Below are 13,939 nucleotides of genomic sequence, written 5' to 3'. Positions count from 1 at the left end.
AAAATGGATTGTTGTAAAAGATGTAAGGAATAGCGTAGAAATTTCTATTTTTCTTAAATAGCAATCATGATTTGGTCCAAATATAAGTCTTCGTCAAGCGCGTAAATCCGTATGGCATGCTTCCCCGGTTTTTCAATAATATGCTGGCTTGAGGTTAAAGACTGGTTTCTCAGGACATTCAAGTTCCACTTTTTTGTATGGAATTCCGCCTATGTTGACACAATGACAGATGATTGATTGTCAATGATAACGGCATACCTTGGCTTTTTTCGTATTGCGGGTGGATAGGAATGCTTCCGACATATAAGTTGAATTGTCCTTTGCTGACGGAATAGAATTCGTAAAAATCATGTTTGTTTTTATGATCTTCGGAAGATTTAGGAAGGACTATGGAGCTTCCTCTATATCTTAGAGAATCAATAACTTTTGTTTTTAAATGATTGTTTATTTGTTGTGCTGCGGGGATGATATGTAAAATTGATTTTCGATAAATTGTTGAGGCATGTTTGTTTTTGCTGAAACGGCGGGACATATGAATTCATAATGTTCTCCATTGAGTTTTATTTTAATGGTATTCCGTCCGTCTTGCGTGGTGGAATCCGCATATACGGCTATTTGAACTTCCCCGCCAGGAAGAGGATTTGCCTGAATTTGAAATCCTTTTGGAATATCGACCGCTTCATAGACAATGTTGTCCTTGTCTCTCTGGTAAACTGTAACGGTTGACGGCCTCTCTCCCCCTTTTGTTAAAGTGGGTAAAGTGACTTGGCGTTTTTCTGAGGAGGATGGATTCCCATCGACCCAAAGCAACTCCTTGCATTCTGCCGTCATGCCGCCCTCGCATTCCGATCGTATAAATGTTCTCCTTTTGTCCTACTTTCAACAGGCGTTCTTTTCAGTAACGTATGACATTGTTTGAATTAGTGACAAAATTATAAGGTCCGTTCAATTGGTCGCTCCACTCTCCTGCACTATTCCTCGTCATGGGTTCGCAATGCGATGTGCCTATGATAATACCATATTTTTCAGTCGTTTCCCTGGCATCCTTGACAAAATGGAAAGGAACGGTGCATTCGTGCATGGCTGGCCATAGCGTATTGGCCCGGAGTCTCATCATTAACTCAAAGATTTTGGAATATGTTCTTATTCCGATTTCTCTCGCCCGGTTGGTCGGATCATAATTTTTTGTGCTCTATGGCATGAGTCCCAGTCTTCATCATTTAGGAATATGCTGCGGTATGGGACAGATGGGCCTTGCACGTGTTGAGGGGAGCGATTCCACAGAACAGAGTCTTTTTTTTCTGGAATGACATCAGCCCCCCAAATCCAGGGGGATATTCCCATGCTCCTTGATAGTTCCAATATTCCGTATGCTGCGCCTCGTGTATCCGATCCGGCTATCAGAAGTTTTTTCTTGTTATCATGGGAACGTATGGGATGTATGAGAAAGGTTTCCCATTTCCCTTTCAGTTCCTTGTATTTCGGGTAATGTTGTGAACATAATGTATCAAATGTTTTATCTTCTCCGATAACGCCTACCAATATATCCGCTGCCTTTTCGGAGTTCGTCAAAGAAATTCCTTTTTTTTCTACATACTTGTTGAGAATATTTTATGAGAATGTCAAGGGCTGTCTGGATAACTTTATTTTTCCCACTGTAATAGATGGATGCTCTATTTCCATTTTCTATGATAGGAAATGGAATTTTATCTTCTGCTTTTATCAGAGGGACGGTGCACAATATGCAGAATATGATTTTAAACATGGCGAATGATTTCATTGATGATAAAATTTTTCAAATTGCCTAGAAGTTACACTCCGGCTGCGTTATCGTTATCAGTACATTGATGTTTTTCAAAATATAGTGATTTTTTAATAAATCGGGGTGGAAAAATGATTAGTACCGACTTTCAATTCTCGTCGGCAAGCTGCTTTTATCTCTCTGACAGTTAAAAAGCCTCTGAGAAAAACAAGGTTTTTGCCTGCCAGGGGACCGTCATTGGGTAGTGGTCTTTTCCATCTGGAGAGGAGTGGAACCTCATGCGGTCTTGATATGCGGGAGGATTTGTTGAAACTATTGTTCAATTTCGCTGTTCCGCCATGAATTTTATGTTGTCCATATTCACCTTGCTGCTGGGCGCCTCCTGCCTGGCGTTTTCCTCCCTTTCCGCTCCCGCAGTTGCTCTGCCCGCCACACTGAAGCCGGAGCCCCATCAGCGGGACCCGTATGATTGGAATGCCCGGCATGAAGCCGTTAAAAGAAGAAACCGGGAGGTGAAGCCGGAGTATGTGATGATCGGTGACAGCATTACCCATCACTGGGGCGGCGAGCCTTCCGGAGACAGCGGGAAAAGAGGGGAGGATTCATGGAAGAAATTGTTCGGCCCCCACAGGGCGACCAACATGGGCTTCGGATTCGATTACGTGGATAATGCCTATTACCGCGTGCAGAACGGGGAACTGGACGGCATTTCCCCGCGGGTGGTTATTGTACTGCTGGGGACCAACAATCTGGGGCACCGCAGGGATACGCCGCAGGCGTGCGCGGATAACATGGCGGCCTTTATACGGCTGGTGCGCCGGAAGTGCCCTTCTTCCAGAGTTTTGTTGCTGGGCATCCTGCCGCGGAAGGAAAAGGATCTGGAACAACCCATTATTCAGACAAACAAGCTGCTGGCGAAGCTCCACGACGGAAAGGCGGTTTTCTTTGCCAATCCGGGGAAGGCCCTGTTGTCGGAAGACGGTGCTTCCCCGCGGCAGGATTTCATGAGGGACACGGTGCACCCGAATGGGAAGGGCTACGAGGTGCTGGGCAGGGAATTGGGTATATTGCTGAAAAGGATGGATTCCGCATACCGCGGCGGGCAGGATTCCCGGTGATGGTCTGCCTGTGGTCTTTTTTATCATGCGGGGATTCGGCTTGATGGCCGGGATGCTTGCCTATAAGAATACTCTGCCGTTGGGTGTTGATTGATTTATGAAAAGTTCTCTGTTTTTTCTTTTTGCCGCTTCATTGTGTTGCTGTTACGCCCAGCAGAAGGCTGAACCGGCCCCAGAACCCCGGATCGTCGCCACCCCGCCTTCCGATGCGGGGCGGGGCCTTGTTCGCGTGAATGCGCGGGAAATCCGCCATTATTCCGGCACCAGGAAGGAGCCGGATTACCTAGTGAGCATGGATAATGGAAAAACGTGGAAAATGAAGATGGCCCCGGCCAGTTATCCGCCCAATTATGGCGGTATTCCCAAGGAGTCACCCGCCATCACGCGCAATCCGCTGACGGGAGAATTCATCCGCGTGCAGCCCATTGGCGGATTCGTGTTCCTTTCCAAGGGAGGATTGGACGGAAAATGGCTTGCCGTCACCAACGACGGCAAGCTGGAGGAGGACTGGAAAGACCCTGAAAAGAGGAAAAATCTTAAGAAGCTGGGCGGCATCATGCGGTCCCCCATTTTTGTCGACAAGGGGAAGAGGGTGCTTATTCCGTTCCACAACATGGGCGGCGGGACCAAATTCCATATTTCCGACGACGGGGGCCTGACCTGGCGCGTGTCCAGGAGCGGCATTACTTCTCCCCGTCATGAAGCCAAGCCGCCCCACCAGGGTGTCAGATGGTTCAACAATGCCGTGGAAGCTACGGTTCTGGAAATGAAGGACGGCACCCTGTGGGCGCTCGCACGCACTTCCCAGGACCAGGCGTGGCAGGCTTTTTCAAAGGACCGTGGCGAGACATGGAGCAAGCCGGAACCGTCCCGCTTTTTCGGCACCCTGACTATGAACACGCTGGGCCGCCTGGATGACGGCACCATCGTTTCCCTGTGGACGAATACGATGGCCCTCCCCGAGAATGCCACGGCAGGCAACGGCACCTGGGAAGACGTGTTCACCAACCGTGATTCCCACCACATCGCCATGTCCGGCGATGAGGGAAAGAGCTGGTACGGGTTCCGGGAAATTATTTTGGACGAGCACCGCAACCATCCGGGGTACGCTACTCTTGACGGGCCGGAAGACCGCGGAAAGCACCAGAGCGAAATGGTGCAGTTGGATAAGAACCGCATTCTGGTTTCCCTGGGCCAGCACAAGAATCATCGCCGCCTGATGATCGTGGACCGCCGTTGGGTGGCCGCCAAGACGCGTTCCTCCCAGACGGGCAAGGATCTGGACTCCCAATGGACCATCCATACTTATATCCCGCAGAAGAAGGGGCATTGCAGCTACAATCGCAAGCCCTCCGCCGAATTGGTGCCGGACCCCGCGGGCGGTTCCAAAAAGGTTCTTCAGATCAAGCGTTTGAATGATCCGGAGCTGGTGAATGAAAAGTCCAATGTGGATTATCAGAACGGGGGCGCTACGTGGAATTTCCCGAACGGAACCACGGGACTGGTCAAGTTCCGCTTCCGTGTGGCGGACGGGGAACAGGCGGAGGATTCCGGCCTTCAGGTGTCCCTGACGGACCGTTTGTTCAACGCCTGCGATACCACGACGAAGGATTATGCCCTGTTCACGTTCCCCATCAAGCTGAAGCCTGCCCCCCATCTGCTGCTGGGCATGAAAAAGGTGCCTGTCACACCCGGGGCATGGCATGAGGTTTCCATTCTGTTCCAGGGGAGCCAGGCCGCCGTCTCTCTGGACGGCGTCAAGGCGGGAACGCTGAAGATGGCCAACCAGTCTCCCAACGGAGCCAGCTACATTCATTTCATCAGCACCGGGTCCAAGCCTGATTCCGGGGTGCTGCTGGATACGGTAAGCGCGCGCGTGAAGTGATCCGCCGACGCGCCGGGAAACCGCTGCGGGGAGGGCTCCGGGGCGGGGCGGCCCGTTTCCGCAGGGTGGGGGACTGCCAAGGATGCGGAAGAATGGCTTTTCTGCGGCGCTTGGGAAATGTCCGGCTGCGGATTCCGGAAGTTGTCGTAGAACGGAAGAACGGCGAAGGCAGGGGGAGAAGCGCCTTTCCATGTGGAATGGAAAGGTTTTTAATGGAGAACCTGGCGGGTAGAGGGGGAAGCGTTCAATTCCGGCAGGCTTTTCAGCACCATGTGGATGTGTTCGTTTTCCTGGCTGCCTATTTGCTGGAGGGCGGTGCGGCCATATCTGTCCCGCAGGAACGCCTTGGCGTTCCGGTCCAGCAGGAGTCTTGCTATTCCCAGTTTCACGGTGTCCAGGGTTCCGTCGCCCAGCAGCATGTCACGGCAGCAGAGCATCAGGGGTGTTTCCCCGACGGAGTTTTGATGGTTGACATCCGCTCCCTCATTAATCAGCAGATTGACCAGCTCCCGCATTTGGGGGAGCAGTTCTTCATCAATGGCGCCCAGCTGGCGGCACAGGTTCAGGAGGGCCGTGTCTCCTGCGGAATCCGGCGGCGCCGTGTCCACGGGCATGGCGGCGTTGACGTCCGCTCCGTACTGAATCAGTATTTGGGTGATCCGGAGAGCGGTGTCCGGAGCGTGCAGGTTCAGGCAGAGAAGAGGGGGACTCATTTCTCCGCGGAAATTGGGATCATACCCCGCTTCACACAGCTTGCGGACAACATTCGGGTAACTGGCCGCGACCGCCCAGGAAAGCAGGCTGGTTTTTTTCCCCCTCAGTTCCGGGCAAATGGAAATATCCGCTCCGTGCTTGAGCAGGAGAAGTGCCGTTTCCTCATAAGGGGCTCCCCCGATGCCCGCTACGCAGGACATGACAAGGGGCGGCCATCCTGCGGGGCCAATTTTGTCCACACTGGCTCCGTTCCGGATCAGCAGGGAAAGGCACGTCAGCCTGTTGCCCACGGGAAGAGGCGCGCCGTCGCCCAAGCCCGGGCAGCAGGCGTATGTCATGGGAGTGTCTCCCAGTTCCGAGCCGTTCAGGAGCTGTGCCGCCTGCGGAGACATGATGATCTGGAGGTTGGGGTCCGCGTTCATCTGGAGCAGGCGGTTCAAAAGCTGGACGTGCCCCAGCCCGGCAGCCAGGTGCAACAGGGATTCATGATGGGAGGAACGGCAGCGGCCATCTCCGTTTTCCGCTGTTTCCCGTATCATCTGGAGCCGTTCCCGGATTTCGTCCTTCATGTACTGGCTCATGGAAAATTCGGAAAACAGGTGCCAGTCAATATGACGGGAATTAGGTGAGAGGGACCTGAGAAGGAACCGTTCCGGACCGTGGCGCTCCATATAGTCCGCCACCATCAGGATTTGCTCTTTTTCCGTTTCCGACCACAGGGGGCTGAATTTCCATTCCCGTGGGGATGGTTCATTCCGCAGGAACCAGAAAATGGATGATCCGGCGACGAGGGCCGCAAACACACTTAGAGCACCAAGAAACCAGAGAGCCTTTTTTCCAAATGTCATGTGTATCATAAGCAGGGAACTGCAAAACATGATGATGCAGGAATACGGAACCGGGAGCAATGAAAAAATAGAACGGTTTTCATCTGCCTCTGGGTAGAGATATAAAAAATCCCGAAGAATGGGCCGCGGATTAGGAATCCGGGAAGAATGGGAAACCTTGCAGGAAAAGGACGGATGCAAGAAAATACAAGCTTTCCCGGAGACGGACGGAAAGATCGTGTCATGGTGTTTTCTGCTTCCATTCCGTCGCATTCATCAGAGCCGTTATTTGCATTTATTTTAAGTTCAAATATTTTCGATTATTCCGGATTCCTAATCCGGCATGTTATCTTATCCATTGAGCATGTGGCTGAAAGGTTAAAGAAGCGTGGTTTCGAACGTTCCGGGCAAGAGGGGAAATCCACCGTTCCCGCATCTGGTTTTGCGATGGATTTTTCAATGGGAAAGACGGCATGAAGCGAGAATATGCGGTTTGCGAATGGTTTTAGAGCGGACCTTGAGATTTCCGGTTTTCTGCTTCCGCACTGGCACAGCATGCGCTTGCCTTGAAGGAAGAGGTACCCGATGCTGTGGGCAGTTATGGATTCCGTCAGACTCATTGCATCCGACATGGACGGCACTCTGCTCAACAGACGGGGAGAACTGGAACCGGATTTTTTCACCATTTTCGAACAATTGGAGAAACACGGCATCCGTTTTGCGGCTGCCAGCGGGCGACAATATGACGGGCTGCGGAAAACTTTTTCCCCTGTGGCGGACAGGATGCTGTTCATCGCAGAAAACGGAGCCTATGTGGCCGATGGCCGGGATGAATGGCTGGTGGCGGACATGGAGAGGGAGACCGCCGCGCCGCTGATTGTGCAGATCCGGGACATTGAGGGGGCCTGCATCGTGCTGGCGGGCCGAGATTCCGCCTATATAGAGGATTCCCGACCCGAGTTTGTCCGGGAGGCCCGCAGGTACTACACCCGTTGCGAACAGGTGGATGACCTGCTTTCCGTCCAGGGTGACAGGCTGCTGAAGATAGCCGTGTACGATTTCCAGGGGGCCGTGAATAACAGCTATCCGCATTTGAGGCATCTGGCAGACCGTTTCCAGGTGGCCGTTTCCGGTGAACGGTGGATGGATATCAGCCGGAAGGGAGCCAACAAGGGAAATGCCCTGGAGCTGATTCAGCGGCGGCTGGGGATTTCTGCAGTGGAGACCATGGTTTTCGGCGACCAGATGAATGACGCCGAGATGATGAGGCAGGCCGGATTCAGCTATGCGGTAGCCAACGCCGTTCCGGAAATCCGGAAAATGGCTGCGTTTACGGCTCCGTCCAACGAGGACAACGGAGTGATTCACGTGCTCAGGAAGGTGCTGGCAGGCCGGAATTAGGGGCGTAGAACCGTTTTTGTGGGAATGGCCGTGGTTTTATTCTTGCCGGAGGCGGTCAGCCGATATACTGAATGCAGGAGCCATGTTGACGTCCGTGCTTGATTTCCTTTCCATGATCGCCGGCATGGTTATGGCCTGCGCAGCCGGGTTAGTGCTGGCCGGAGGCTTTGTGCTGCTGAAATTGCTGGGACTTCTTGTTTTCGTGCTGGTGGGGGGATGGTATTTGTGTTCCTGGCTATGGGACTGGGCGGCTGGCTGGATGGGAGCGTGACTTCGCCGTACGCCGGAGTCGCGACCGGATGGAGGAGGAAAGCGGAAGGGAAACGTGCGTGCGGGAAAAAGCCCCGTAAATGGCGTTCTTTCCGTATTTTCGGGAAAATAGGCGTCCATGTCAGCATGCTAACCGCGGCCCCTTTTTAGTTTTGCTTTTCCGGGATGGGTGTGGTACACCCGTGCCAGACGTCATGAATCAGGAATTTTTTTCAGTGCTTGTGCAGGTGGTGGCAGCCCTGGGGCTGGCCGGCATTATTTTGTTGCTCAGTATCTTGATGGGCAAGCGTTCTTCCGTTCGCAAGCCTGCGGACATTCCTTACGAATGCGGCATGATTCCCGTGGGTGAAGGGGCTCCCATGTTTTCCGTTAAGTTCTACATGGTGGCCATGCTTTTCGTGATTTTTGACCTGGAAGTGGTTTTCCTCTATCCCTGGGCCGTCAACTTCCGGGACTATGTGATGATGAATCCGGAATCGTTTACGGCCATGTGCATTTTCATCGGCATTCTGCTGGTAGCCTACCTCTATGCCCTGGGCAAGGGCGCCCTGAACTGGCACCGCGATCCGCGCTGAGAAATTCCCGTTTTGTTTGAAGAAACGCCGTCCTGTCTGTGAGGGCGGCGTTTTTTGTTTGCAGAGAGGAGTTTTTACGGTAAACAGTGCGAACCATGAATGGTCTGCCGGAAACGGCAGGCCCTTGCTCCTTTGCCGGTTCTGCATGGTCAAATCTTATTGTATAAGATATGATTTCTCTTGCCAGGGGCGGCAAATGAAGATAGCTTTTTGCGCGATCCGGAAAATCCAGAATGAATCTCTCTCTTCCCAAAACGACCCAGGGCGTTTACCGGTTGTCGGTTAGTACCTTCTATTTTCTTCAGGGCCTGGTGTTCGCCAGTTGGGCCTGCCGCATTCCCGACGTCAAGAGCGCCCTGGGGATGAACGATGCCGATCTGGGGTCCGTCCTCTTTGCCGTTCCCGTCGGGCAGATGTCCGCCATGGCCTTGTCCGGCTACCTGGTAGGCCGCTTCGGCAGCCGGAGGATACTCATGGCGTCTTCCGTTTTTTACCCCGCCGTACTCGTGTGCCTGGGGCTGGTTTCCTCCTTCTGGGAACTGGCCGGAGGGCTGTTTTTGTTCGGTGTGGCCGCCAATCTGACGAATATTTCCGTCAATACGCAGGGGGTGGGCGTGGAGCGGCTGTACCAGTGCAGCATCATGGCCCGCTTTCACGGCCTGTGGAGCCTGGCGGGGTTCTTCGGCGCGCTGCTGGGGGCCTTCATGGTGGACTGGAATGTGTCCACGGAAACGCATTTCATCGCCATTTTTCTGATATGCATGTTCATTCTGGCCGTTTTTTCCCGTTTCCTTTTGCCGCGGGACGCCCGGCATTCCAGTTCCCAGAGCGGTGGCATGTTCCGGAGCATGGACGCCTATGTACTGCTTATCGGATTGATTGCGTTCGGGAGCATGGTCAGCGAGGGGACCATGTTCGATTGGAGCGGCGTATATTTTGAAAGTGTGGTTCAGCCAGGCCCGGGCCTGGTGCAAACGGGATATGTAGCGTTCATGAGCACGATGGCCCTGGGACGTTTTACGGCGGACCGCATGGTGATGCGCTTCGGAGCCGTGCGCGTGCTGCGCGCGAGCGGCATTCTGATTGCCGCCGGGCTTCTGGTTGCCGTTCTGTTCCCGGTGCTGTGGTCCGCCACGCTGGGCTTCCTTCTGGTGGGGCTGGGCACCTCTTCCATTGTCCCTCTCTGCTACAGCATGGCCGGAAAGTCCAAAAAGATGATTCCCAGCGTGGCTCTGGCCTCCGTTTCCACGATCGGCTTTCTGGGCTTTCTGCTGGGACCTCCGGTCATCGGGCATATTGCCCATGCGTCTTCTCTCAGATGGTCGTTCTCCCTCATTGCCCTGGTCGGTCTGGGAACGGCGTTGATCGCCCCGTTCCTGAAGAAGTTCAGATGACGGAGGGAATGCCCGCTTTTCCGGGGGTACGGCATGCCGGAAGATTTCGTTCATCCCCGCTTTTCCGGAGGTTTGCCGGGCGAGATTTCCCGGCAAGGGGAGGGGCGGCCATGGCCTGTGAAATGTTTTTCTACCGCTGAGGCCTCATGATCTGGTTGGGAGAGACCTGCACTCGTCGTTTTTCAGGGGGGCGAAAAATTGTTGGGCGGCATTGCCTTTGAGCCATTATTCAGATGGCGGAGACGGTACCATTCCTCCGGCTCTGAATTTCAGATTCAGTGGGATCCGTACCGTGCGGGGATTGATGTAAATGATCAGCTCCGCCGTAATGTTCCGGTCCCCAGGTTCCTAATAAGGTTCATAAATGCGTGTCACTCTCTGCGGGTGAGTGTCATGAGCAACCAGTTCCGCCGGCGAATATTCCCGGTTGTTGGCGTCAATGAGCGTGAGGGAGTCGAAACAGGCGGAAGGAAGGGTGCTGCGGAGATGCAGGAGCAGGGAGCTCCGTGAGGATTCGGATTTCATGTCGGCGACGGTGAGCGCCGCCTTGGCGTCATCCGGCAATTTGATTCCTGGAATATCCTGAAGGGGGAGCGTGACCGTGCTTCCCATGACGGAGGGAAGCGGGAAGGATATGCGGCAGGCGCGACTGGCCATGATCATGTTTGCAGTTCCGGAGAGAGTCCATCAGGAAGAGGTTTCCGGCAGCAGATCCGGGATGTTCAGGCTCAGGATGGGATAGGGATTTCTTTTTCCCAGGGGGAGAAGCTCGTATGGCTGGAAGCGGCAGCAAAAACCGGGGGTGATATTTCATTGCCTCTCACGGTTAGTGGATTTTCCGGTGAAATGCTAATGGCCACAGGCCCGTTTTCCGGCGTTTCAGGCCGGAAATCAATTCTGGTGAAAGGTCCGTCGTAAACCAGGGAATGCCCGCTGGAGCCGGGGTCTTGGTTTTGATGGAAGTAATGCAGCCTAAACCGCACTTTTTCCTCCGGCAGACGCGGATCATGGACGAAAGGAACGGGGGACGGGGCAGGCAGGACGGTGAATTCCTGGCGGGAATGGCGGACAGGGGGGGCTTTTGCGCGCGAGGTCTATTTCCATATCCACCGGAACCGCGACGCGCCGCATCTCCTCCGGGTCGATGTAGAAAAGTTTTACCTGGAGAAGGTTCCAATCCTGTTTTGAGTAGTATTTCCGGTTAAAGATATATTCCTGATGCCCCTGATTGTTGAAATCAAAGGAGAACCGGGCGGGGGTGGCCTCCGCGGCCTTCCCCTTCTTGTCTACGAGGAGGAATTGTGCAAACTGGAACCGTGACGGATCGTACTTCAAGGTCATGTCCGCATATGGGGGAGATTTCGGTGTCAGGGGAGTGCTTATGTCATGCAAGGGATGGATGGAAGATGTTGTGGGAGAAACCAAATGTCTCCGGACATTTGATGTTTTCGTCTGCGTTTGTCTGATGACTTTTTATCAGTGAAGTTTGAACCGATAAGAGGGTAATCAACCTGTCATAAGCAATTTGGCCGCCGGAGTGAGGAGAGACAAGTCACAAAGGGAGTTCCTGCATAGTTCATTTCTCCATATAATTCAAGGGATGAGTGATTCCATGCATTTATTTCTCTTGGTAAAGAGATTATCCGGTACCTAATTTTTAATTCCCGGAATCGTAATATATTCGATATTAATGTGATGTTTTTTCAATTCATCAATTATACCTTCCAATTCGGATTGAGTTGATGCTTTCTTAACCGAAACGGCAAATTTAGTTTCAGGATAATTTTTTTTCAAGAAGTTATCAAAACAAACGATTTTCTTTTTTTGATATTCAAAAAGAAATCTTTCCGACAGTGGCGTTACATCAATTATTTTGGAATGCTTGTTTATATGATTTGGTCTCTTGCCAATATATAATGCAGGAACAATTCTAGATTCCGTTATCTCAATTGGAAGGGAGTTTAAATCGACATGTTTGATTGATTCCTTATATGGCGACAAGTCTATTTCCTCTCCATAATTTAAATTAGGAGAACACGAATTTATCATGGCTAATTCTATCGTTAATATGGATTTTATTATTCTAATTATTGTCATGAATTATAGAAATGCCGTAATTGATGATTTAGTTTCTTTTTTCTTACATGGACAACACATGTGAATTACTTCCAAAGACGCTTCCGCTCCTTTATAGATAGTATTGAAATATTTAACGATTAAGACAACAGGGACTGGAATATCGTTACTCTGTTTTTACTTCTTCCCAATTGCGTTTTATATGTTCCTGGATTGTTGCCGTCATTTGCACTACGTGATAAGAAGGAAAGCGTCGATGAGGTTTTTTCAGGATGTCCCGCTTCCATCTCTTTCGTGGAGGTGTTGGAAACATATAGAACATGTTTTTCTTTTAGAATTTATTTTTACAATCGGCAGTTCCTTTAACTTTCCTACACCCTCTTTTTGAAAATTCTTCTGGCAGAGGCCCGGTAAGATTTATTGCTGGATCAAATCCTTCATCTTTATCCATAGACTCAAAGGCACCGTTGCCTTTCCCATATCCTGTTTTCCGTTTCCGTAACGCCGCCGCATGGTTTCATCGGGATACTGTTGCGTGTAATGAGCAAGCTATTCAGGGGCTTGAAACAGTTTCGTCGTTCAGTTCTCAGGAAGTTTCTTGAATAAATTATCCAATGTCTGGAATTCAACATTATAGCCTCCATTTTTTACAGGGAGCCCGTTTCCGATAATTTCAATTTTGTATTCACAAAATAAACGTTCAATTGTTTGGTGCTCCTCATTTGTAAATTTTCCGCTAAATATCAATGAATTTTTCTTTGGTATTAACGATTTTATTTCATTCAATTCATATACATGTTTATCATCAGCAGTAGCACTTGTGATTAAAAATTTGTTTGATTTCTTATGATGATGAATTGAGAATACTGGCATTTTTCTATTTTGTGAACAGCTGCAAAAACAGAAACAGAGAAATCATATGACGGCAGACTTCATGATTTTTATTCTTACAGCAACACATTAAGGGAATCTTCCCTCCAAATACAGAGCGTTTTTCCAACCTCCTCATCTGATGACGGAGAGCATAAGGAATTGTAAATTAGCGCAATGTATTTATATAGTATCAATTATATATAAATTCAGAAATTTCCGTTTTACAAAGCAGCCAAATGGGCCGGTTAACAGAAATACCTTGTAAAATAAGGCTAAAAATGGCCTTAAAGCGTATATACCTTGTACCCAGATCGGGGCTTTTATGGAATTTGCGCCTATTCCAGCAAAAAAAAGAAACCCTACTCAAGTTGTTTACTTAAAGAGAGTTATTAATGGTGCGCCTGGCAGGACTCGAACCTGTACGCCTTGCGGCACCAGATCCTAAGTCTGGCGCGTCTACCAATTTCGCCACAGGCGCGACGAATGCGTGGGCGTACTCTGCCATGTCCCGTTCCGGCGTTCAAGGCTAAACAGGCGGCTTTTTCTTTGACATTGATTGGAAGCTTCTTATAGTGAAAGCCCATGAAAAAGTTAATTACCCTGTTGACCGTCTGCTCCCTGTTTGTCCTGTCCCAGGCGTGGGCGGACGTAAAATTACCGAAAGGCTCCTTTACCACAGACCGGCTGGAGGAAGCGCTGAAGACTGCCCGTGAGCAGAAGAAGCCTGTGGCGTATCTTTATACGAATACGGCTACCACCTGCCCTCTGGCTTCAGGCGCGTCCGAGGGGTTTCTTGAGGCCGTGGGCCGCCGCTGCGTGCTGGTTTACCTGCCGGTGAAGGATGGAAAAAAGTCCGGCGTAAGCGATGCCGTGAAGACGGCCCTGAAGCAGGGGAAGTATTATCCCAAGCTGGTGCTGACCGATGCGGACGGAGGCCGGGCGCAGTGCTTTACTTATGAGGCGTACAAGGCCGATTCCAAGAAAACGGGCCGCGAGATTAAAAGGCAGATTACCGCTCTGTCCAAAAAGCAGGGATAAGTCCGG

General features: G+C 51.2%; 13 protein-coding genes, 1 tRNA gene and 2 pseudogenes. 8 read left to right on the top strand and 8 right to left on the bottom strand.

Translation table 11 applies throughout. From position 1 onward, the window contains the following. Positions 1–53: 53 nt before the first annotated feature. The 3 genes and pseudogenes from OQH67_RS13160 to OQH67_RS13155 all read right to left on the bottom strand — a co-directional run. Positions 54–185, bottom strand: a pseudogene (locus OQH67_RS13160) (hypothetical protein); the annotation flags it as partial. Between the two features lie 259 nt (positions 186–444). Further along, the gene (locus OQH67_RS01090) at positions 445–831 is read right to left on the bottom strand and encodes a hypothetical protein (protein WP_215434915.1); all 387 of its coding nucleotides are present in this window, start codon (positions 829–831) and stop codon (positions 445–447) included. A 64-nt stretch (positions 832–895) separates the two neighbouring features. Then, positions 896–1,168: pseudogene (locus tag OQH67_RS13155) on the bottom strand (glycosyl hydrolase 115 family protein); the annotation flags it as partial. A 932-nt stretch (positions 1,169–2,100) separates the two neighbouring features. Here OQH67_RS13155 and OQH67_RS01085 point away from each other — a divergent pair. Next, entirely contained in the window at positions 2,101–2,880 is a 780-nt protein-coding gene (locus tag OQH67_RS01085; protein WP_215434916.1) for a GDSL-type esterase/lipase family protein, read from the top strand. Positions 2,881–2,977: 97 nt separating this feature from the next. Then, the gene (locus OQH67_RS01080) at positions 2,978–4,765 is read left to right on the top strand and encodes a sialidase family protein (RefSeq protein ID WP_215434917.1); all 1,788 of its coding nucleotides are present in this window, start codon (positions 2,978–2,980) and stop codon (positions 4,763–4,765) included. 209 nt (positions 4,766–4,974) lie between these two features. On the opposite strand, the gene OQH67_RS01075 is transcribed toward OQH67_RS01080, so the two are convergent. Next, the gene (locus OQH67_RS01075; protein WP_215434918.1) at positions 4,975–6,327 is read right to left on the bottom strand and encodes an ankyrin repeat domain-containing protein; all 1,353 of its coding nucleotides are present in this window, start codon (positions 6,325–6,327) and stop codon (positions 4,975–4,977) included. Positions 6,328–6,474: 147 nt separating this feature from the next. On the opposite strand from OQH67_RS01075, the gene OQH67_RS01070 reads away from it, so the two are divergent. From OQH67_RS01070 to OQH67_RS01050, 5 genes are all read left to right on the top strand, one after another. Next, positions 6,475–6,783 carry an RsfS/YbeB/iojap family protein gene (locus OQH67_RS01070; protein ID WP_215434919.1) on the top strand — a complete coding sequence of 103 codons (309 nt, stop codon included), beginning with the start codon at positions 6,475–6,477 and terminating at the stop codon, positions 6,781–6,783. Positions 6,784–6,906: 123 nt separating this feature from the next. Then, entirely contained in the window at positions 6,907–7,707 is an 801-nt protein-coding gene (locus OQH67_RS01065; RefSeq protein ID WP_215434920.1) for a Cof-type HAD-IIB family hydrolase, read from the top strand. 82 nt (positions 7,708–7,789) lie between these two features. Beyond that, entirely contained in the window at positions 7,790–7,978 is a 189-nt protein-coding gene (locus OQH67_RS01060; RefSeq protein ID WP_215434921.1) for a hypothetical protein, read from the top strand. 193 nt (positions 7,979–8,171) lie between these two features. Then, positions 8,172–8,552, top strand: coding sequence for an NADH-quinone oxidoreductase subunit A (locus OQH67_RS01055; RefSeq protein ID WP_215434922.1), 381 nt, complete (start codon positions 8,172–8,174; stop codon positions 8,550–8,552). A gap of 233 nt (positions 8,553–8,785) precedes the next feature. Continuing rightward, positions 8,786–9,946 (top strand): MFS transporter, encoded by a 1,161-nt coding sequence (locus tag OQH67_RS01050; RefSeq protein WP_215434923.1) that lies wholly within the window; start codon positions 8,786–8,788, stop codon positions 9,944–9,946. A gap of 348 nt (positions 9,947–10,294) precedes the next feature. Here the strand turns inward: OQH67_RS01050 and OQH67_RS01045 are convergent, their stop codons facing one another. From OQH67_RS01045 to OQH67_RS01030, 4 genes are all read right to left on the bottom strand, one after another. Beyond that, positions 10,295–10,609 (bottom strand): hypothetical protein, encoded by a 315-nt coding sequence (locus tag OQH67_RS01045; protein ID WP_215434924.1) that lies wholly within the window; start codon positions 10,607–10,609, stop codon positions 10,295–10,297. Positions 10,610–11,596: 987 nt separating this feature from the next. After that, positions 11,597–12,043 (bottom strand): hypothetical protein, encoded by a 447-nt coding sequence (locus OQH67_RS01040; RefSeq protein WP_215434925.1) that lies wholly within the window; start codon positions 12,041–12,043, stop codon positions 11,597–11,599. A 558-nt stretch (positions 12,044–12,601) separates the two neighbouring features. Beyond that, complete coding sequence (locus OQH67_RS01035) at positions 12,602–12,895, bottom strand: hypothetical protein (RefSeq protein WP_215434926.1); 294 nt, start codon at positions 12,893–12,895, stop codon at positions 12,602–12,604. A 393-nt stretch (positions 12,896–13,288) separates the two neighbouring features. Beyond that, positions 13,289–13,373 (bottom strand) — tRNA-Leu (locus OQH67_RS01030). A gap of 104 nt (positions 13,374–13,477) precedes the next feature. On the opposite strand from OQH67_RS01030, the gene OQH67_RS01025 reads away from it, so the two are divergent. Next, a complete protein-coding gene (locus OQH67_RS01025; protein WP_215434927.1) occupies positions 13,478–13,933 on the top strand; it encodes a hypothetical protein in 456 nt (151 codons plus the stop codon). Positions 13,934–13,939 lie beyond the last annotated feature (6 nt).

It is taken from the genome of Akkermansia biwaensis (assembly GCF_026072915.1).
Lineage (GTDB): Bacteria > Verrucomicrobiota > Verrucomicrobiia > Verrucomicrobiales > Akkermansiaceae > Akkermansia > Akkermansia biwaensis.
This window is presented reverse-complemented; position numbering and strand designations above follow the sequence as displayed.